Below are 20,746 nucleotides of genomic sequence, written 5' to 3'. Positions count from 1 at the left end.
ATGGTTGCGGGGATGCATGGCAAATATGCGCGGGCCGCACAGGTAACGCGACGGCCGCTGATATAGTAGCACCGGGGACGTGACGGATACAGACACCTGCGACAGTTGGCGGATAGGACTGTGGGGATGCACGGCAAAATGCGCGGGCTGCACAGGTAACATGACGGTCGCCGGTAACGGCAGTGAAGGCTAGCCAAGGTGCCGGTATTTTTCGCCGAAAGGAGGCATGCGTTCCGTGATCGATACTGCGACGATGACCGTAAATGTGGAATGGATGCCGGGAGGTTCACTCTTTCTGTGGGGCGCCCGCAGTACGGGCGGAGTCTGGGACGCTATGGAACTGAAGCACCTGCTGTTCGCGTGGCATGCACCTTCGTTCTACGGCACATTTGTGGAAACGGCCGAATGGCAGGGCAAGGAAGGCGTGGAGCTGCCGGCGGTTGAAGCGCTCGACTATTTTGCCGAGCCGGCGCCTGCGCAGCACGCTTCGATCGGCTGGAGCCGGGAGGCGGCGGCGCTGCGGCAGCTGGCGCATCCGGTGCGGCGCGCTCTGACCGAGGGCCGTTTCATGCCGGATTACGCCAAATGGCGGACTGGCGAGATCGGCTGGAAGCTGGAGCTGGACGAAGACGTGCGGCCCCTCGTGACACCGGAGGTAAAGCGCTGGCTGGACGCGCTCGTGCCGTCCTGGGTCGACGAGGACGGCGCGCAGAAGGCCACCCTGCGCCGGCTCGAGGCAGCGTTTCCCGCGATGCGGCGCGGGGAACTCCCGCCGGAGGAGCTGTGGCTGGATGAGGAGGACTGGCTTGTCGCCATCGGCTGGCAGCGCGACCCTTCGCCGTTCCGCACGTGCCTGCAGCTCGTCGAGCCGCTGGATGGCTACGTCTGGCAGCTTCGGCTCGTGCTGCAGGACCGCGAGCGCAAAGACGTGCTCCGCACCGTTACGGATGCGGACGGCAACCCGGCGCCGGACGAACCGCCGCTGCCGGAGGCATGGCTGCCGGAGCTGGGGCGCATCCGCCGCGATGTTGCGAAGATGGTGCGGCTTGTGCCGTGGCTTGGCGCCGACCGAGCTGACGGCGGTAAAACGGCAAGCGCCGGGACCCCGGCTAACGCAACGGAGAATGCCGACGGAACCATCGTAGGTGCTGAGGATGGCACCGGCGCTACTGATCGTTACAAAGGAGGCGAAAGCGTCGCCGAGAACGCCGCTCGCGATGCCGCCATTTCAACAGAGAATATATCAACCGCCGTGGGTGCCGCTAAGGCCTTCGACCATACCCTGGAAGGCGAATCGGCCACCGGCGATGCCGCCGCTCAGGATGTGACCGGCGCGGCCGAGCATTCCACAGCAGCCGAAACTGCTACCGGGGACGCCACCGGCCCCGACAAATTGGCAGCAGCCGCTCCCGACGCCAAAAGCTCCAACGCTGTCGCCCTCAAATCGGCGCCGCCCGCCCGCCCCGGCGGCGGGCCGGACGTGTCGGCCGCGCTGCGTTCCGAGCTCACCTCGGAGGAGGCGTGGCGCTTCCTCGCCGAAGCGAGCGTGCGCCTTGCCGAAGCCGGCTGTGCCGTATTTCTCCCGGCGTGGTGGGACCGGCTGCGCAAGCAGCGGCCGCGCCTGAAGGCGAAGCTGCGGTCGTCGGTCGGCACCGGCGGGGAGTCGATGTTCGGCCTGCAGCAAATTATGGAGTTCGACTGGAAGCTCGCCGTCGGCGACCTGGAGTTGAGCGAAGCGGAATTCCGCCAGCTGCTTGCCGAGAAAAGGCAGCTCGTCCGCATTCGCGGCCAATGGATACAGCTTGACGCCGCTACGCTGGCGCAGCTGGAACAGGTGCTGGCACAAGCCCGCAAAAAGAACGGGCTGTCGCTGCGCGAGGCGCTGGCGCTCCATTTTGCCGGCGGCCAGACGGCCGCCATCCCGAATGCCGAGCTGGAGGCGGACGAAGATTGGAACCGGCAGCTGCTGCTCGAGGTGGAGCTGAACGATCAGCTGCGCCACATGGCCAGCCAGCTGACGAGCGCAATGGACATTCCGCAGTTCGAGCCGTCCGCATCGTTCCGCGGCACGCTCCGCCATTACCAGGCCGAGGGCGCGTCCTGGCTCCTGTTCCTGCGCCGCTTCGGCCTGGGGGGCTGTCTGGCGGACGACATGGGGCTCGGCAAAACGATCCAATGGATCTCCTACCTGCTTCACGTCAAGGAAAACGAAAATCCCCCCGAGCCTTCTCTCCTCATCTGCCCGACGTCCGTGCTCGGTAACTGGCAGATGGAGCTGAAGCGCTTCGCGCCGTCGCTTCGGGTGTATCTCCACTACGGCCCGCAGCGCATTAAGGGCGATGCTTTCCGCGAAGCCGTCAAAGATTTCGACCTCGTGCTGACTTCATATACGCTGTCGCATCTGGACGAAGCCGAGCTCGCCAAAGTGGAGTGGAATTCGATCTGCCTTGACGAAGCGCAAAACATCAAAAACGCCTACACGAAGCAGGCGTCCGCCATTCGCCGCCTGTCCGGCTACCACCGTATCGCGCTGACCGGCACTCCGATCGAAAATCGGCTGACCGAGCTGTGGTCGATATTCGATTTTATCAACCCGGGGTACCTCGGCTCGATCCGCGAATTCACGCATCGTTACGTGACAGCCATCGAGAAGACGCGCGACTCCGAGCTGATGCGGCAGATGCAGAAGCTGATCCGGCCGTTCCTGCTGCGGCGGTTGAAGAAAGACCCGGCGATCCAGCTCGATCTGCCGGAGAAGAACGAGTCCAAAACGTTCATCTCCCTGACGGCAGAGCAAGGATCACTGTACGAAAACTTCATCCGCGACATGTTCGAGCGCATCGACAAGCTGCCGCTGATGGAGCGCCGCGGTCTAATCTTGTCCGCGCTGACCAGGCTGAAGCAGCTGTGCAACCATCCGTCGCTGCTGCTGCGGGAGCCGGCTTCGGCGCCGTGGCGAAACCGCTCGAACAAAGTCGAACGGCTGCTCGAAATGGTGCAAGAGCTGCGGCAGGAAGGCGACCGCTGCCTCGTGTTCACGCAGTTCGTGGAAACCGGCCACATGCTGCAGCGCATTATGGAGCAGGAGCTTAGCGAGAAGGTGCTGTTCCTGCACGGCGGCACGCCGAAAGCGACGCGAGACCGGATGGTCGCGGCGTTTCAGAACGAGTCGCTGCCGGACGAGGAGGCGGGCGCGGTGTTCCTGCTCTCCTTGAAGGCCGGAGGCACGGGGCTCAACTTGACTGCGGCAAACCATGTGTTCCATTTTGACCGCTGGTGGAACCCCGCCGTGGAAAATCAGGCGACCGACCGCGCCTTCCGCATCGGCCAAACCCGGCACGTGCAGGTGCACAAATTCGTCACGCTCGGCACGCTGGAGGAGCGCATCGACGAACTGATCGAGCGCAAGGCCGACCTCAGCCAGCAAATCGTCGGCGGCGGCGAGAACTGGATTACGGAGCTGTCCACCGACGAGCTGCGCGATTTGTTCGCGCTGCGCCGCGAATGGGTGGAATGGTAGCCTCGCAAGGAGCATTGTGAGGAGGACCGTGATAACAGCGGAAGAAGTGCGGATGGAGCACGGAATGTATACGAAAGGACCAGCGTTAGGAGGTGTGCAGTATGAACCCTGTATGGACGCCGGAACACGTTGTCGATTCCGCTCAAGCGGCGCGGCTTATTGCGGAGCAGTTCCCGGAGCTCGCTCCGGTCCGCCTGGAAACGGCGGGCGAAGGCTTTGACAACACCGTCTATCTTGTGAACGAAGCTTACGCTTTTCGGTTTCCCCGGCGCGACATCGCTATAGCGTTGCTGCAGCGAGAATGCGCGATTTTGCCGGCGCTTGCGGGGCTTGACATGCCGCTCGACATTCCGAAGCTGTACTGCTCCGGATCGCCCGCAGCGGATTATCCATGGCCGTTCGCCGGGTTCAGTTTCGTGCGCGGCAAATAGCCGGGACCGGTTCCGGCTGCCGTCAAGGCTCAGGCTGTTCCTGCGATTGCCGGGTTTTTGCGCGAGCTGCACCGTTTTCCGGTCGAGAAGGCCCGTTCTCTCGGGGTATCCGACGATACGCACGGCAGGACGGACTTGGCCAAACGGCTCAACCAGCTGGCCGAGCGGCTGGGAGAGGCCCGGCAGCACCGGCTGTGGCTGGAGGACACCCCTGTCCACGCTGTGATGGAGAGCATCAGGACCGACATAGGCATGATCGGCAGCCGCACCAAAACTCTCGTTCACGGGGATCTTCATATCCGCAACGTCCTCGCGGACGAACGTGGCGTGCTGACCGGAGTCATCGACTGGGGCGACGTCCATATCGGCGACCCGGCGCTGGATTTGTCGATTGTATACAGCTACATTCCTGCCGAGGCGCGCGAGTCGTTTTTCGCCTTATACGGGGAAGCGGACGATACCTCGCGGCGGCTTGCCCGTTTTTTCGCCTTGTTCGCAGCCTTTGTGCTCCTTGTATACGGCCATGACCTGGGCGACGATGCTCTTGTCGAGGCCGCTCGGCACAGTATCGAGAATGCGCTCCAACAATAATCCTCTTGAAACCGTATAAATAAACTTCCTTTCCACGAAGCATAACTCATTGTAAACGGATGCTTTTCATACTGTTCGGATTGATTTCATTTCGCTTTTGCGTTTTAAACTTAGAGGTCACAAAAACCCATGAATTAATGCCATAACCACATACCTCCCGCCCCTTCTGACCTGTATGATATTTATAATAACTGGAAAAAGGGGCGATTTTTATGGGGGACTGCTTCATCTGTGAGAGAATTGCGATGATCAGGGATAACAAAAATCCATATTTTGTAGCCGAATTAGAGACAGGGTTTGCCGTAATCGGGGATCACCAATTCTTCAAAGGCTACACGCTGTTCATCTGTAAGCATCATGTAACGGAGCTTCATTTCTTGGACTCAGCGACCAAGCGACGTTTTCTCCTGGAAATGAGCTGGGTTGCCGAGGCCGTGTACGACTGTTTCAAACCGGTCAAGTTAAATTATGAATTGCTTGGAAACGGAGATGCGCATTTGCACTGGCATTTATTCCCGAGGCGGAGCGACGAGCCGAACCCCAAAGGTCCCGTCTGGTGGACGGACAAAAACCTGATGTATGCAGACAACGTAAGACCGAGCGATCACGAGCTTGAAGCGATGATAAACGAGCTGCGACCTAAGCTGCAAAAAGTGATAGCCGCCAATCAAAACCGCTAATTCTGCCATTTCCCAGAGCGACCTGCATATAGATAAAAGACGCCGAGCACCCCTAACAATCGGGAGGTAACCGGATATGAAAACCTATCAAGTTGCCGTTAGCCGTATGATTGACGCACCGCTGCAAGAAGTCTACAAAGTCGTTATCGACATGGAAGAGCACCGCCGCATTTTGCCCAAACAATTCGAATCGCTTGAGGTGCTGCAGGGCGGAAACGGCGCAGGAACCGTCTTTCGCTTGGGCATGAACGTGATGGGCGCCCGCCAGACGCTCGTGATGACGGTCACAGAACCGGAACCGGGTCGGATTGTCAGGGAGTGTGACGAAGCTGCGGGTGTGACGACCGTTTGGACGTTGACTCCGTCCGCGAACGGGCGGCAGTGCCTGCTCAAGCTGACGACGGATTTCCCCTGCAAGCCCGGATTTGCGGGCTTGGCCGAACGGCTCGTGTCACCGCCGATCGTCCGCTCGATGTACCGCCGGGAGCTGGACAACATGAACGCTTATTTGACCGCGGGCATCACCCACCCTCCGACTCCGGTCCGGAAGACGGCCTCGAACAGCAGGAATAATTCTCCACGTCAAGACGCATAGTAACAAAAGCTTACAGCAAAGCACTCTCTCCGAATGAGGCGCACGCAACGAGGATGAACGGCTGTATGCCGTCCTTGGGGACTGAGCGATATCCGTAGCGGAATCAGCTTTAGCGCGCAGAATGGAAGGCCTCTCGAAACTACAGTACGCAAGGAGGACGTGGACGATGGAAAACAGCAAGCACCGCGGTAATTATACCGGCACTACGAACATGGAGCCGCAAAATCAGGACATGGCGTTCGTAAACAATACCGTCGAGGAAGCGGCCGAGCATCACCTGATCAAAAACCCTCAGCTTCTGACGGAAACCGACAAAGCCGATGAGGCTAAGGCAGACGCCGGGGAATAAGCGGGTAAGGGCAACCGGCACATGGACTTGAATGGCGAGCGTTTGCCGCAGGGTGTTAACGATTGACCGAGGGAGACATCCGGCTCGCCTTCGCATCCGACGTGCTAGGCAAAGCCAGCCTCGGATAGATGCCAGGTCGAGTCAAAATGTTGCTTTTAACGCCTGTCTGCAGCGGTCCATAGGGCGGCGTCGGCTGCCGGTCTGCAAAGGCCAAAACGGCCGCTGGACAGCCGATTTAAGCGTTAGGGGCCCAGTTCCCGCAAAATATCGCCGACTGGACCGCCGGAGCGAAAGCTTTGTACTGGAGCGCTGCATCAAAGGCCGGCCCCCTCGCAATGAGAGGTCGCAAACTTTGCAAAATAGAAGCAAGCGCTGCGGTATACCGCGGCACTCGCTTCTTTTTTTGCATCGGCGGGTTCTAGCTGACGAGAACAGCGGCGCAGAACGTTTCGGTTAACTGGAAAACCTCCCATTCTTTTTGGCTCAGCCCCTGTTCGCGACCTTTTACCAGGAAATTGTCCAGTTAATCTCCCTTTCCTCCAGTATTTTCGGGAGTAGTCGGAATTATAGCTGGAGCTTTTCCCGTTTATCCCTCCGCGCCGTAACAGCCAGCTTATTTTAACGGTAGTTTTTTCAGGTTGCCCGAGAAAGAATGGCTGCGCTGCGGACTGGAGATGTGGGTCTCCGGCATCACTCACACTCGCGTTCCCTCGAGATGGGAACACGAGTTCAAAGGCGCACGCTACGCTCTTCGTACCTACATCCCATCCTCCGCCTTTCTCGGGCAGTGCGAGTTTTTCCCGCTATTGCGGGGGCGACTGGCACGCTACCAGTTGCGTTGACGGACTTCAGTTCAACTGCTGCGTATAGTAGTCGATGACGCTGACGGTGCGGAAGCCGCACGACTCATACAGGCCGAGCGCGCGCTCGTTGGTCGCCGCCACTTCAAGCCCGAAGCGCGCCAGTCCGCGCTCCTTGCGAATGCGTTCGATCACGCCGGACAGCATAGCCCGGCCGATGCCGCGCCCCCGCTCCTCCGGCTTCACGGCAAAGCCGAAAACAAACGCGAGGCCGGCGCTATCGTTGAACAAAACGTTCAGCTTCCCGACCGCCTGCCCGTCCCGCTCCGCCAAGTACGGTATCTCGAGCGGAGTGAGCGTTGCCGCGGCTAATGACGTCGCTTCTTCCTGCGACATCCCGAACCCGACTCGGTTCAGCTCAGCCAGCTGATTAAGGTCATCTTTGCCCCCTTGCCGCAGCGTTACTCCCGACGGGAGAGAAGCAGCGGAAAGCGGCACGGCGGAAGCATTGCTCAGCTCCATAGCGTACTCCGAATCGCGATAGGGAAGGTTCTGCCGCTGAAGGAAGCTTTGCCCGGCTTCCGAGTTGCGCGGACAAATGTAGATGAGCCGCTGCATTCCCCGCTCCCGGCATAACTGCGCCGCCTTGGCGGCCAGCTGCGTGAAAACGCCGCGGCGCCGATAGTCGGGATGCACCATCCCGCTTAGCTCCGCTTCCGTTGACAGGAACGCATAGATGCCGCAAAATCCGACCAGCCGGCCGCGCTCGTAAACCAGCAGGTCGTTCGTTTCTCCGGCCGGGCGCGACTCCAGCATACTCCAGTTCAGCTTGAGCTTGATGCCGTCGTGCCGCTCGCAAATTTCCGCAAGCCCGCGGATTGCGTCCAGCTCATGCCGGCTCAGCCCTTGTCTCGGCATTATGCCGCTTAGTATATCGTTATCGATGACGAATCCCTCGCTCTGCAATCGTTTTGACTTCAGCTTACAGCGCGGAGCTTCGGATTCCTATGGATTTTTCCGTTGGCAATGGATTTTCCCCCGGCCCAAGCAGCGTTGCCGGTGAAGTCCCCCCGGGACGTGCGTACAAGTAGACGGTCAAATCGGCAGCAGCTTCAACGTATCGCGGCTTTCCACATTCGCCACCATTCGTTCCCACGCCTCCGGCTTGTTCGGCAGCACGGCGTAATAGCGGCGGAGGAAGGCGGCGACTAGGCTGGCGGGCAGCTGTTCCAAGCTTTCGTCAAAAGACAGGAAGCACAGGTCCAGCTCGCCGACCGCCTCGCCGTCCCCTTGCCAGGACGGGTGCACATAGGCGAAGTCCAGCCGGCGGTAGCAAGATGCGACAGCACCTCGCGGCGCACGTAAGGATCCATCGGCTTGATGCCGCCAAAGGCATGGTCCTGAACGCGATACGGGTCGTAAATTTCGGCGAACATACCGATAAGCTCCACTCCGGCGCCCCGGGCCACGGCCGCGATGTCGGCCAACCGGCGCTGCGCCAGGAAACGGCCGATGCCGAGCCCCGGCCGTCCGATAATCGTAAAGTCCGTCATCGCCACGCGAAAATCGTCGTACACGCGGTATTCCGTAGCGCCGACGATTTCTCCTTCATGCTCGGCGACGAATACGCGGATGCCCGGATCCTCCAGCGGCTCTTTCCACAGCTCGAACGCCAGCACCTCTTCAGCCGGAAACACGTTCTGCATCAGCTTGTGCATAGCCGCGAAGCGCGGGTCGTCAATGCTTGTAATACGTATGTAATCCATTTCGATCTCCCTTTCCTTATCAGCTTGTCTGTCAACACCCAACCGCACCTTTTCCTGCCGGCCCGCTCACTCGCCCCCGGCCGGCAAGAACGGATTGCGCCACTCCATCAGAGCGGCATAACCGTGCGATTCCTCGTCCTCCAAGTAGCCGGGTACGACGGCAATCGGCAGCCGGCCGCAGCGCAGCAGGAACGTCAGCACCGGATCGCGCAGCTCCCCGGTCAGCACCCGCTCCACATACTGCTCCGCCGTCAGCTCGTCCGCCACGCTGTGGTACCCCGGCAAACGCCCGCCGCCGAGCAGCCGCTCCAGTCCGAGCTGCACGACGACTTCGTACATCGACTGCATGAGCCACTTGCCCAGGCCCAGCTTACGGTACGCCGGTTTGACGCAAATGTCGACGACATACAGCGTGTTGCCGTTCGGATCGTGATTCCGGATGTAGCCGGAATCCGTAATTTCCTCCCACGTATGTATCGGATGCGACGGATCGAACGCCACCCTCAGCCCAGTCATCGAGCCGACGACGCCGACTCCGTCCACTTCTGCGCACAGCGCCCCTTCCGGAAACAGCCGCACATGGTTCTCCAGCTGCTCCCGGTTCCACCACAGCTCCGCTGGAAACGGAGGCGGGAACGCCTCCCGCTGCACGTCGATCAAGGCGTCGAAGTCGTCCGCGCCATACCGCCCGGCACGGGGCGGCCGTCCTCGAACGCCATAAGCTTTTTGAAGTAACCGCCAACGCCTGTCACGCTGTCCGCCCCCTCGCTACGCCCAGTCCGGGTACAGATCGGTGCGGCGGTCGCGCCACGTCGTGACCGAGCCTTTTTCCCGCACTTTGTACAGCAGTTCCAGGTTGAGGTCCGCCACGATGATCATATCGTCGTTGATTTCCCCGGCCGCGAGCACGCCCCCCGGCGGGAACGGCACGTCGTTCGGCGTCAGCACCGCCGCTTGTCCGAAGTTGCCGCGCATAAAATCGACCGTCGGCAGCGAGCCGACCGTCCCGGTCGTGACGACGTACACCTGGTTCTCGATCGTCCGTGCATGGCACGAATAGCGCACCCGGTGAAAGCCGTGACGGTCGTCGGTGCACGACGGGCAGAAAATGACGTCCACCCCGCGCGCCTTCGCCATCCGCACAATTTCCGGAAACTCGATGTCGTAGCAGATCAGCAGCGCAATCCGCCCCTTGTCCGTATCGAACACCTGCAGGCCGCTGCCCGCCGCCATCCGCCATTCCTTTACTTCGGTGGGCGTTATGTGCAGCTTGCGCTGCTCGCCGATCCGCCCGTCCGGATAAAACAAATACGCAACATTATATAACCGTCCCGCGTCTTCGATAATGTGCGTGCCGCCGATAAGATGCATCCCCGTCTCGCGGGCGAGCCCTGCGAACAGGTCCATATATTTCGGCGTAAAGCCCGGCAGCGCTTCAATCGGCAGCGCCCGTCCGGATTCGTCCCCAATGGACAACAGCTGCGTCGTGAACAGCTCGGGGAACAGCACGAAATCGGCTTCGAACTCTGCCGCCGTTTTCACGTAATGATCCACGCGCGCAGCGAACTCCTCGAAGCTGCGGATCGTGTGCAAATGATACTGTACGGCTGCTACTCTCATTCATAACCCACTCCTTTCTGCTAACACCATATCATAAATAGGCGCCGGCAAAAACCCGTTCGCCGCAATCGGCCGAGCAGGAGCAGCTTACCCTTTTCCATTGTTACAATGAAAGCGTTATCCGGCTCGAATTTTGTAATGGTAATTTCAACCATCCGATGCTACACTATGAAATTAGTAAACTACCAACGGTCAAAACACCATAGGAGAGGATTACAGGTGAAAGCTTTCCTGAAATGGACACTGCTCGGGGTTCTGACGATTGTCGGCATTTTCCTCCTGAGCAACATCGGCACCTTGTTCCTGAATGAAGCGCCGGACAAGCTGCGGGCCATCGCCAGCCCGTCTATCGATTGGAATGCAGCTCTTTCCAAGCTGCCGGACGTCACTGTCGTCGATCCGAAATCAGGCATCTTATCGGTGCCTTACGGGCGAACGCAGGCGTATGCCAGCCAGCTCGTCCGCATTCAAGGCATTTATCGCGTAAATGCCGTTCCGATCGAGCCGACGATTTCGTGGCAGCACTACACCTTTACTTTAAAAGATGAGCTCAGCGGCTACCTGCGCGGCGATCTCGGCATGATCCGCAACACATCCATCAACAAAGATATTCCGGTCAAGCAAGAGCTGAAGGCAATGCTCGTCCGCACCTCCGCCTATTTCGTGCCGGGCCTGTTGCTTGCGGTCGTGCTCGGGGTGGGCATGTCGTTCGCCTCCTCGCTCTGGCGACGGCTCGGGGAAACGATGGACGGCGTCCATTCGCTGCTGATCGCGCTGCCCGATTTTTTCCTCATCGTGCTCATTCAGCTGGCCGCCATCTACATCAGCAAGTTCACCGACAAGCGGCTTATTCTGATCGTGCAGATCGGCAAGGAGGTGCCGTTCCTCATTCCTTTCCTGACGATCGCGCTCGTGCCCGGCGTGCTGCTGTACGGAACGATGCGGCTAGCTTTTCAGCGCGAGCTCGCCCAGGACTACGTCATAACGGCGATGGCCAAAGGGCTGTCGCGGCGCGAGGTGCTGCTGAACCACGTGCTGCGCAACGTGCTGGAGGATTTGCTCACGGCACTCCCGAAAGCGACGACGCTCGCCTTGGCCAGCATGGGCGTCGCGGAAGCGATCTGCAACATAATGGGGCTTGGCGGCTATATCGTCAATCCGACTTTCCAGAACGTCAGCGCCATGCCGGTCACTTGCGCCATCCTCGCCGCGATCGCCATCGCGTTCCACGGCTTGTATGCGCTGCTGCGGCGCACGTTCGTCATCAGCACGAAGGAGGCCGCCTGACCGATGAAACCCCGCGCCACCAAAAGCTATTACGCCTCCTGGGCGATCATCGCCTTACTGCTGCTTGTCGCCGTCTTCGGCGGCTGGCTAAAGCCGCACGGCATCAGCCAGCAGGACAAAATCAATCTCATACCGACCACCGTAGACGGCAAGCTCAAATACGAAAAGCCGCCGTTCCCGCCCGGGACCAAATTCATATTCGGCTCCGACCACCGCGGCTTCGACATGCTGTCGCTGCTGCTGAACGGCTTCAAGTACACGATGGGCACCGCCCTTGCGCTGACGCTGCTGCGCTTCTGTTTTGCCCTGCCGTGGGGGCTATGGAGCGGCGTTACGGGACGTACCTCAGGCGCGCTGCGCACGTTGCAGTGGGTTATTTCCGCCGTCCCGGCGTTCCTGTTTCTGTTTCCGCCGCTGTACGGCATGTATTTCGGCCTGCGGCTCAACTTCGGTGCCAAAGCCAACCCGCAGCATTTGCTCACGTTTACGGTGCTTTATTTTGCGATGATTGCGTTTCTCGGCATTTTCCCTTTGGCTTACCAGATCGCGCAGCGCGCCAAATATTACAACGAGAAGCTTTACGTCGAGGCATCCCGCCTAATGGGCGGCGGCGTACTGCACACGATGCGCAGGCATCTCATGCCCGGCATGCGGCTTGAGCTCATGTTCTTGTTCCTGACCGAGTTCGTCCAGGTGCTGTTCCTGATCGGCCAGCTTGCTGTGTTCCACATTTGCATCGGCGGCTCGGAAACGCTGGAGTGGGATCTCTTTGTCGATTACTTCATTCCGATCACCACAACCGGCGAGTGGACGGCGCTGATCGCGTACGGTTCCACCTACATCAGGCTGTATCCATGGATCATTATCAGCTCCGGCACCTGCTTCGCGGCCGTCATTTTGGCGCTGCAGTTCTGGATCGCCCAGTTGAAGAAGCGGTACGGCGGCACGGCGACGGTTCGGTAATGAAGCGAAAATGGCTCCTTCCCCCAGGCGGGGAAGGAGCCATTTTGACGATGCGGCAGATTAGGGCGCCTCGGTGCGCTGCGCGGCGGTTTTGAGCTTCGGCGCGGGCAGCCCTTGCCATGTCGCCAGGACGACGCCGCCGACGATGAGCACGGAGCCGATCACCTGCGTCCACGTAATCGGCGTTCCGAGCATGACGAATCCGAACACCATGGCGACGAACGGCTGCAAATTGAGAAAAATGGACGCTTTCGCCGCGCCTACCTTGCGAAGCTCTCCATTCCAAATGAGCGAGCACATGCATTGGATGAGCAGCGCCGATCCGAAAAGCAGCGCCCACGCCCACCAATGCGGGTGAAAGTCGACGTGCCGCTCGCGCCATACCGCGACCGGATACACGGCGGCGAAGCCCAGAATGGTCGAGTACAGCGTCGCCGCAAAGGCGTCGAGGCGCTCGGTCAGCTTGCGCATCAGGATGATAGAGAGCGAGAACGTGATCATTGCCGCAAACATGAGCCAGATGCCAGCGGTCATGCGCAGCCCGGCTCCGCCATGGCCGACGACGAAAAATACGCCGAACAGCGCCAAAACGGAGCCGACAGCCATACGGGCCGTAAACGGCTCCTTGAGGAACACGCGGGCGAGTATCGAAGTAAAGATGGGCGCGAGCGACAGGATCAGCGCCGCTGTCGTCGCGTCCGTCGTCAACAGCCCGGTGAAAAAGGAAACCTGGTTAAGCAGCGTGCCGATGAGGACGAGCGGAATTAAATATGCGATGTCGCGCCAGGTCACTTTGGAGAAGCGGCGGGTGGCGGCGGCATACGCAAGCAGGAACAGCGTCGTCAGCGTCAGACGGTAAGCGGATACGTGCAGAGCCGGGAATTCCCGGACAAGAATCGAGCCGAAAACGAAATTGGCGCCCCATAGCGTTACGCAAAGAAGCAAAAGCAAGTAGGACCTCACGGCGGCTCATGCCTTCTTTCTTATGTATGATGCTAAAGTGAGGCGAATTAGACAAAACCTTCTCCTGCATCATACTCCCGCCAGAGAGATGTGTCCAGACCGGGATTGGTTGTTGCTGTATGGCTATAGGGGTTCGTTTTAGCGCACGCCGAGCACCCAGCCTTCGAGCGCGACACGGCGGCGCTGCTCGGGCGTAAGGCCGGGCGGCTCCGCGAGCCAGACGCCGAGCCGCCCGAGGCGGTCTTGCTCGCGGGCCCAGCGCACGCACGCGGCGGCGTCGCCGGCGTCGGTGCGGCGCTGGCGTCCGGCCGGGCCGAGGGCGGGAGCGGCCGCGGCGGTTGTAACGTCGCCGGCGGTTGGCGTGGCGTTCGGCCGAGCGGTAGGCGTGGGCGCGGCCGGTGCGGCGCCGGCGAGAGCCCCGGCGCCCGAAGGCGCGCGGGCAGCGAATGTGCCTGCGCCAGTGACGGCCGCGGTGAACCCTGCGCCGGCGGTAGGCGTGGCGGCCGGCGGTGCGGATAGCGTGGGTGCGAGGTAGATGGTCGGGTACACCTCGACCATCACGTGTTTGTCCGGCGGCGGCGTCCAGCCGTCGAACGGCCAGCAGTGCAGCGGGATGCCGGCGGCATTGCAGCGGCGCAGCAGCTCGTGCAGCCGGGCCATCCCGAATAGCGACTGCAGGCCGACCGAGCCGGCGCCGCCGAGCTGGTACGCCGACTTCATGCCGGGTCGGCGCGTTTCCGTCACGCGGCGTTCGGGCAACCGGAGCGGCGTATCCGCGAACGGGAACAGGCGGCGGCTCGGCGTAAAATGCGGCCCCCAAAACGGGCCTGTCTCCGTCCCAAGCCGTTCGGCAATCATCGCGTTCACCCTTGCCGCCCATTCTCGCGGCCGGGGCTCCTCCTCCATCGAGGGCAAAAGCTGCACGGTGCGACCGCCATCGTCCTTGCCATGCTGCGCTGCGCGGTGTGCGGCAGCCCTGCTTTTCATGAGCCCTTCGGCAAGCCACGCCAGCTGCTGCCGCCAATCCTGCAGGCTGGCTCCCGTGGCCGCCTCGTACAAACCGTCCGGCAGGCCGTAATTGTGATCAAAGCCGAATATAACCCGCTCCCCGGCAGCCGTCGCTTTGCCCAACAACAGCAGCGTTGCAACGACCAGCTCTTCACGGGTATAGCTTGTCGTCGCGGGCTCCTCCGCCTCGCCGCCGGCACGTCCGACACACCAGGCAATATGCTTTCGCTGCTCTCTCTCACTCGCCGCCCCGGAATAGTCCGCAAACGCGTAGATGTCGAATTGCCGCAAGCGCACGCCTCCTTCCTCCTTCCCAGAAAACAACAACAGACACCGGCGGCTGGCTGCTGTATGCAGCGGCCAACTGCCGATGTCTCGCAAACAATGCTTGTAGGCCGAACTTGCCGCTTGTTGGCCTTGCAAACTGTGGGGCCATTCTCGGCTCTCGCAGCGGCAATCAACTCCGCGCAGTTGCAGTAAGGGCGCATTAGAGCTTGTCGCTTCACTGCGGATATCAAGAGTTAGAAAAGTCTGAGTTAGAATGCGGCAAACAAGCTAAATGCAAAACGTGCATGTATTTGAGGGAAAATCAGCGAGATACATCGAACCAAATGTAAAACATACATGTTTTACAAGCCAATCCGCCCAAATGAGGTCATTTCGCCAAAATCATGTGTACATACATCTTACATCTGGATTTTGGTGAAATCGTCATTATGAAATGCACATTTTGCAATTAACGTCTCACTCCACTTTACCTTTAGAACGATCGCGTAGCCAAAACAACGCCACGCAACAGCCAAAACTGCCCTTATAATCGGATCTCACCAACATAGCGCCGGGATTGCCTCAGTGCCCACCAAATGGCGGAACCCCTACCGCAACCGCCATCCTCGGCGTCCCGCTCCTCACACCAACCCGACCGAGGCCGCAAAGCGGCGGAACGCCGCTTGGCCGCGCTCGTCGCGTTTGTAGACGCCAGCATGCTCGAGCACGTTCAAAAACTTGGCGCCGACCTCCTGCTGCAGCGCAGCCTCGGCCTCAGCCGCCGACAGCTTTGTTCCGTAACGCGCTATCAGCTCGCCGACCCAAGCCGCGTGCTTATGGAGCGGATGAGCCGTATCGCGCATAAGGCCGGCCACAATGCCTTCCTGTGGCGACGCCGCCGTTTCCTTCAACGCGTCGGCCGCTTCCGCAACTTCCGGAACCGCCCCCGTCAAAATTGCCGCAATGGCTTCGAGCTCGCCTTTCAGCCGGCCGGGCAGCACCGCAAGGCCCATCACCTCGATCAAGCCGATGTTTTCCTTCTTGATGTGATGCAGCTCCCGGTGCGGATGGAAAATGCCGTCCGGGTGCTCCTCGCTTGTCCGGTTGTTGCGCAACACCAAGTCGAGCTCCAGCTCGCCTTGGGCGTTATGGCGCGCGATCGGAGTAATCGTGTTGTGCGGCACTCCGCCGCTCGCCGCCGCTCCGCTTTCGCCCGCTGCCGGGCTGTACGCAAGCACCTCGGCCTCCGCGTCGCTGTAGCCCTTCCAGGCTTCCAGCACCGCCGTTGCCAGCCGCAGCAAACTATCCTTGTCATGGCTCGACAGCCGCAGCACCGACATCGGCCACTTCACGATTCCTGCCTTCACCCCCGGATAGTCCGGATGCGACAGCACCGTCTCCACCGGCGCCTTCTCCATCGGAAACACGTGCCGTCCGCCCTGAAAATGGTCATGATCGAGAATCGACCCGCCCACAATCGGCAAATCGGCATTCGACCCGACAAAATAATGCGGAAACTGCCCGGCGAAATCGAGCAGCCTGCGGAACGTCTCCGGCGTCGTTCGCATCGGCACATGCCGCTCGCAGAAAACAATGCAATGCTCGTTATAGTACACGTAAGGCGAGTACTGCAAATACCACGTGTCGCCGTCCAGCTCGAGCGGGATGACGCGGTGGTTTTGCCGCGCCGGATGGTTCAGCCGCCCTGCGTAGCCGACGTTTTCGAGGCATAGCAGGCATTTCGGGTACCGGCTCGACTGCACATTTTTGAGCAGGGCGATCTCCTTCGGGTCCTTTTCCGGCTTCGACAAGTTCACCGTAATTTCCAGATCGCCGTATGCCGTCGACGCGAGCCAGTACTGATTGCGCCGCACCCGGTCCATCATAATGTAGTGCGAATCGATCGACAGCCGGTAAAAGTCGTCCGTCGCCGCCCCGGCGCCACGCGACTTCGCCGTATGCCAAAAACGGGCCGCCACTTCCGACTGGCGGGGCATGAGCAGCCCCATAATGCGCGCGTCGAGCAAATCGCGGTACGTCGTCGTATCGTCCGGCAGCAGCGGCGTACCGACTGCCGCGTCAAGCAGCTCCAGCAGCGGCTCCACCGGGCTGTCGAGCTGCTCGGCAGGCACGCTGCCGGAGTAGGGCTCCACCAAACCGAACAGATCGAGCAGCACATTGCGCACCGGAATGACATCCAGCGCGCCGATCAAGCCGCGCTGTTCTCCGAATCGCAGCAGGCGCTCGATCGCGAGCCCCGCCTTCTCTCTATTCACTTCTGCATCGTTTCGTACCATTGAAAGCCTCTCTCCCTGCGTTCAAGCCCTGTCGCCGTATCCGTTCGGACGGCTTTTATGCCAAGCCCAGGCACTGGCTACGATGTCCTCAAGCGAATCGCGCGACGGCTTCCAGCCGAGCTCCGCCCGCGCTCTTTCCGACGACGCCACCAGCACCGCCGGATCGCCGGAGCGGCGCGGTTCCACGACTGCCGGTATCGGATGGCCGGTCACTTTGCGCGCAACTTCGATCACCTGGTTCACCGAGTACCCTTTGCCGCTGCCCAGGTTGAAAATATCGCTCTCGCCGCCATGGCGCAGCTTCTCCACAGCCAGCACGTGCGCGTCGGCCAAATCGCTGACGTGAATATAGTCGCGGACGCACGTGCCATCTTCCGTCGGATAATCGTCGCCGAACACCGAGATGTGCGGCCGCTGCCCGAGAGCCACCTGTAAAATAACAGGCACCAGATGCGTCTCCGGATCGTGGTCCTCGCCGATGCTCCCGCTCGCGTGCGCGCCTGCTGCATTGAAATAGCGCAGCGAAACGTATTTGATGCCGTGGGCAAAGTCGAACCAGCGCATCATTTTTTCCATCGCCAGCTTCGTTTCGCCGTACGTGTTCGTCGGCATCGTCCGGTCGCTCTCGAGAATCGGCACGTTTTCCGGTTCGCCGTAGGTCGCCGCCGTCGAGGAGAAAACGATTTTGCTTACGCCGTATTGCTTCATTTTCTCAAGCAGGCACAGGGTGCCGTACACGTTGTTGTGGTAATATTTCGCCGGGTCCTTCATGCTCTCTCCGACGAGCGAATTCGCCGCAAAATGAATGATCGCATCGATGTTATTCTCGCCGAACACCGTGTCCATAAACGCGCCGTCGCGCAAATCCCCGACGTACAGCTTGCCGCCCAGAACCGCGTCCTTGTGTCCCTGATACAGATTATCCACGACGACGACTTCCTCGCCTTTCGCCAGCAGCTCCGCCACCGTATGCGAGCCGATGTAGCCCGCTCCGCCCGTCACCAAAATGGCCATGAATACCAACCTCCTATCCGTTTATCAAAGCTCCCCGATACAATTGCACCACACCCTGCAAAAGCCGATTACTTCACTTCAACCGCGCCGTCGCCGATGTCGCAGACGTAGAAGTCCGCCGTCAGCCCGGTGCGCTCCTTGTAGCGCTCGCCGACTTGCTCCCGGAACTGCCCGATGCTGTCCTCGTGCACGAGCGATACGGTGCAGCCGCCGAAGCCGGCCCCGGTCATGCGCGAGCCGAGCGTGCCTGGGATGCGAAGCGCCTCCTCGACCATCGCGTCAAGCTCCGGCCCCGTCACCTCGTACAAATCGCGCAGAGAATCGTGAGACTGGATCATCAGCTTGCCGAACGCAGCCAGATTGTCCTGCTTCAGCACCTCGACGGCGCGTTTCACGCGGTCGATTTCTTCCACGACGTGGCGCGCCCGCCTGCGCACCGTCTCGCTCTTGATCAGCTGCTTCGCCTGCTCGAACTGCTCCGGCGTCAGCTGGCCGAGCAAGGTCAATCCCGGATAAGCTCCTTGCAGATCGGCGACCGCTTGATCGCATTCGCTGCGGCGCTCGTTATATTTGGAGTCGACCAGACCGCGGCGTTTGTTCGTGTTGCCGATGACGAGCTTGTAGCTGCCGCTGTTGAACGGTACATGCTCGTATTCGAGCGTGTCGCACATGAGCAAAATCGCATGGTCCTTCTTGCCCATCGCAACTGCAAATTGATCCATAATACCGCTGTTCACGCCGACGAACTTGTTCTCGACCTGCTGCGACAGCAGCGCGATGCGGATCCGTTCTTCGGCGGGATTGGCATCCCGGCCCTCCATCGTCAGCAGCCCGTACGCCGTCACCACTTCGATCGAAGCGGACGAGGACAAACCTGCCCCGTTAGGGATCTCGCCATGATAAAGAATGTCGTAGCCGCCGATGTCATAGCCGCTCTGCTGCAAATGATAGACGACGCCTTTCGGATAGTTCATCCAGTCGTCCGCTTTGTCATAAGCCAAGCCCTGCATGGAAATTTGTTTGCGAATCTCAAAGCTCGTTGATGCGAGCGACAGCTGCCCGTCGTTTCGCGGACGAATGAGCATCGTTGTGCCGAACGTGAGCGCGCCGGGAAACACATATCCGCCGTTGTAGTCCGTATGCTCGCCGATCAGATTGACCCGGCCCGGTGCATGGAACACCTTGATACCCGCCTCTGCGCCTCCGTACAACTCTACAAAACGCCGCTTCAACTGCTCTACGTCTGCCATAACCATAGCACCGCCTATTTTCGAAAATGGATTACGCTCTGCGGGACTTCCCGCTTTCTTAGCTCCAGTATACCGCATCCGCCGGCGCATCTCTATGGAGGCATGTTAGCTCGATATGGAATTATGTGATTTTATCCGTTTGCGTGCTATACTTCTGTGTATGAAACAGGAGGTTTGCAGCCGCAATGAGTGAACTTGAGCACAACCCGCATTTACGCCAAAACGTTCCGGAGCGCGCCGCCGCGGCTCTCTCCGAAGCCGCCCCCCGGCCGGACACTTACTTCGTCGTCTCAAGCCCGGAGCCTGCCGCGGCCGGCGGCATCGCCGTGCTGTTCGCCGGGCACAGTCAGACGAAGCCCGGCCACCGGCTCGGGCCGAAGGTCGTCGATTATTATTTGCTTCATCACGTGCTGGCAGGACGAGGAGAGTTCGCCGTACGGGGCGAAACGCACTCGCTTGGTGCCGGGGACAGCTTCCTGATCGGCCCGGGCGAGCTTGTCCGCTATGAATCCGATTCTGACGATCCGTGGATGTACCGCTGGGTCGCGTTTCGCGGCGACGGGGCAGCGGCGCTGCTGCAAAGCGCCGGGCTGACGCCGGACAGCCCCGTCGCCCGCACCGGGGGCAGCCTGCGGCCCGGCCGCTGCATCCGCGCGATCGAACGCGCGTTTCAGCGCCGCACGCCTGGCGCCGCGCTGGAGGCGTGCGGGCATTTGCTGCTGCTGTGCGCCGCTTACCGCGACATACTTGCTGCCGAAGCTCCGCACGGCGGCGGACCGGCTGCGCCTGTGCAGGTCGAAGCGACCGTGCGGCAAGCGATCCAATATTTATCGACACAGTTCGCCGAGCCGGTCTCGATCGAGCTGATGGCGCAAACGCTTGGCTATAACCGGGCTTATTTATCCAAGCTGTTCAAGCGCCAAACGGGAGTGTCGCCGGTCACTTTCCTGCTGCGCCTGCGTCTCGACAACGCCCGCCGCCTGCTGCGGGAACGGCTCGATTTGACAACAGGCCAAATCGCAGCCTCCGTCGGGTTCCAGGATCCGCTTCATTTCTCGAAACAGTTCCATCGCCGTTACGGCCAATCGCCGAGCGAATATCGCGCAGCTGTGCGCAAGTTTCACGTTTCAGGCGAGGTGCCGGAGGATGGGCCGCAGTAAAAGGGGCTGGCGGGCCAGTCTATGGAGCCGGCAAACAACAGTCGGAACGCGCCGGAAGCAGCGGTGCTCAGACGATTAGGCGACACATACAAGGGCAACAAGGAAGAATCGCGCTCCCAATTCCACCGTATGAGACGGTTTGCGCAAGCCCGCCAAACGAGTAACCGGAAAACCTCCAGCTAATA

General features: G+C 60.4%; 14 protein-coding genes and 3 pseudogenes. 8 read left to right on the top strand and 9 right to left on the bottom strand.

What is annotated here, in order from left to right; translation table 11 throughout:
- The first annotated feature begins 235 nt into the window (after positions 1-235).
- The 5 genes and pseudogenes from SD70_RS18245 to SD70_RS18225 all read left to right on the top strand — a co-directional run bounded on the left by SD70_RS18245 (position 236) and on the right by SD70_RS18225 (position 6,166).
- Entirely contained in the window at positions 236-3,520 is a 3,285-nt protein-coding gene (locus tag SD70_RS18245; RefSeq protein WP_231571291.1) for an SNF2-related protein, read from the top strand.
- A gap of 101 nt (positions 3,521-3,621) precedes the next feature.
- Positions 3,622-4,542, top strand: a pseudogene (locus SD70_RS38265) (phosphotransferase).
- Between the two features lie 212 nt (positions 4,543-4,754).
- Complete coding sequence (locus SD70_RS18235; protein ID WP_041048966.1) at positions 4,755-5,222, top strand: HIT family protein; 468 nt, start codon at positions 4,755-4,757, stop codon at positions 5,220-5,222.
- A gap of 76 nt (positions 5,223-5,298) precedes the next feature.
- A complete protein-coding gene (locus SD70_RS18230) occupies positions 5,299-5,817 on the top strand; it encodes an SRPBCC family protein (protein ID WP_041048964.1) in 519 nt (172 codons plus the stop codon).
- A 166-nt stretch (positions 5,818-5,983) separates the two neighbouring features.
- The gene (locus SD70_RS18225) at positions 5,984-6,166 is read left to right on the top strand and encodes a hypothetical protein (RefSeq protein WP_041048963.1); all 183 of its coding nucleotides are present in this window, start codon (positions 5,984-5,986) and stop codon (positions 6,164-6,166) included.
- An 848-nt stretch (positions 6,167-7,014) separates the two neighbouring features.
- Here SD70_RS18225 and SD70_RS18220 read toward each other — a convergent pair.
- From SD70_RS18220 to SD70_RS18205, 4 genes and pseudogenes are all read right to left on the bottom strand, one after another.
- Positions 7,015-7,932, bottom strand: coding sequence for a GNAT family N-acetyltransferase (locus SD70_RS18220; protein ID WP_052487596.1), 918 nt, complete (start codon positions 7,930-7,932; stop codon positions 7,015-7,017).
- A 129-nt stretch (positions 7,933-8,061) separates the two neighbouring features.
- Positions 8,062-8,732: pseudogene (locus tag SD70_RS18215) on the bottom strand (GNAT family N-acetyltransferase).
- A 66-nt stretch (positions 8,733-8,798) separates the two neighbouring features.
- Positions 8,799-9,451: pseudogene (locus SD70_RS18210) on the bottom strand (GNAT family N-acetyltransferase).
- A gap of 49 nt (positions 9,452-9,500) precedes the next feature.
- Positions 9,501-10,352 carry a carbon-nitrogen hydrolase family protein gene (locus tag SD70_RS18205; protein ID WP_041048962.1) on the bottom strand — a complete coding sequence of 284 codons (852 nt, stop codon included), beginning with the start codon at positions 10,350-10,352 and terminating at the stop codon, positions 9,501-9,503.
- A 219-nt stretch (positions 10,353-10,571) separates the two neighbouring features.
- Here SD70_RS18205 and SD70_RS18200 point away from each other — a divergent pair, with 219 nt between their 5' ends.
- Together SD70_RS18200 and SD70_RS18195 are read left to right on the top strand one after the other, a co-directional pair.
- Complete coding sequence (locus tag SD70_RS18200; protein WP_041048961.1) at positions 10,572-11,639, top strand: ABC transporter permease subunit; 1,068 nt, start codon at positions 10,572-10,574, stop codon at positions 11,637-11,639.
- A gap of 3 nt (positions 11,640-11,642) precedes the next feature.
- Entirely contained in the window at positions 11,643-12,602 is a 960-nt protein-coding gene (locus SD70_RS18195; protein WP_041048960.1) for an ABC transporter permease subunit, read from the top strand.
- Between the two features lie 60 nt (positions 12,603-12,662).
- Here the strand turns inward: SD70_RS18195 and SD70_RS18190 are convergent, their stop codons facing one another.
- From SD70_RS18190 to SD70_RS18170, 5 genes are all read right to left on the bottom strand, one after another.
- Entirely contained in the window at positions 12,663-13,565 is a 903-nt protein-coding gene (locus tag SD70_RS18190; RefSeq protein WP_041048959.1) for a DMT family transporter, read from the bottom strand.
- Positions 13,566-13,703: 138 nt separating this feature from the next.
- Positions 13,704-14,897 (bottom strand): hypothetical protein, encoded by a 1,194-nt coding sequence (locus SD70_RS18185; RefSeq protein ID WP_156158085.1) that lies wholly within the window; start codon positions 14,895-14,897, stop codon positions 13,704-13,706.
- Positions 14,898-15,481: 584 nt separating this feature from the next.
- Positions 15,482-17,137: a UDP-glucose--hexose-1-phosphate uridylyltransferase gene (locus SD70_RS18180; protein WP_082053462.1), complete on the bottom strand. Its 1,656-nt coding sequence runs from the start codon at positions 17,135-17,137 to the stop codon at positions 15,482-15,484.
- Positions 17,138-17,158: 21 nt separating this feature from the next.
- A complete protein-coding gene (gene galE, locus SD70_RS18175; protein ID WP_041048957.1) occupies positions 17,159-18,151 on the bottom strand; it encodes a UDP-glucose 4-epimerase GalE in 993 nt (330 codons plus the stop codon).
- A 68-nt stretch (positions 18,152-18,219) separates the two neighbouring features.
- Positions 18,220-19,401, bottom strand: coding sequence for a galactokinase (locus tag SD70_RS18170; RefSeq protein ID WP_041048956.1), 1,182 nt, complete (start codon positions 19,399-19,401; stop codon positions 18,220-18,222).
- A 185-nt stretch (positions 19,402-19,586) separates the two neighbouring features.
- Between SD70_RS18170 and SD70_RS18165 the strand changes: the two genes are divergently transcribed.
- Entirely contained in the window at positions 19,587-20,561 is a 975-nt protein-coding gene (locus SD70_RS18165) for an AraC family transcriptional regulator (protein ID WP_082053461.1), read from the top strand.
- Positions 20,562-20,746: the final 185 nt, after the last annotated feature.

It is taken from the genome of Gordoniibacillus kamchatkensis (assembly GCF_000829455.1).
Lineage (GTDB): Bacteria > Bacillota > Bacilli > Paenibacillales > NBRC-103111 > Gordoniibacillus > Gordoniibacillus kamchatkensis.
Note: the sequence above shows the minus strand (reverse complement) of the source record. Positions and strands in the feature narration are given on the sequence as shown.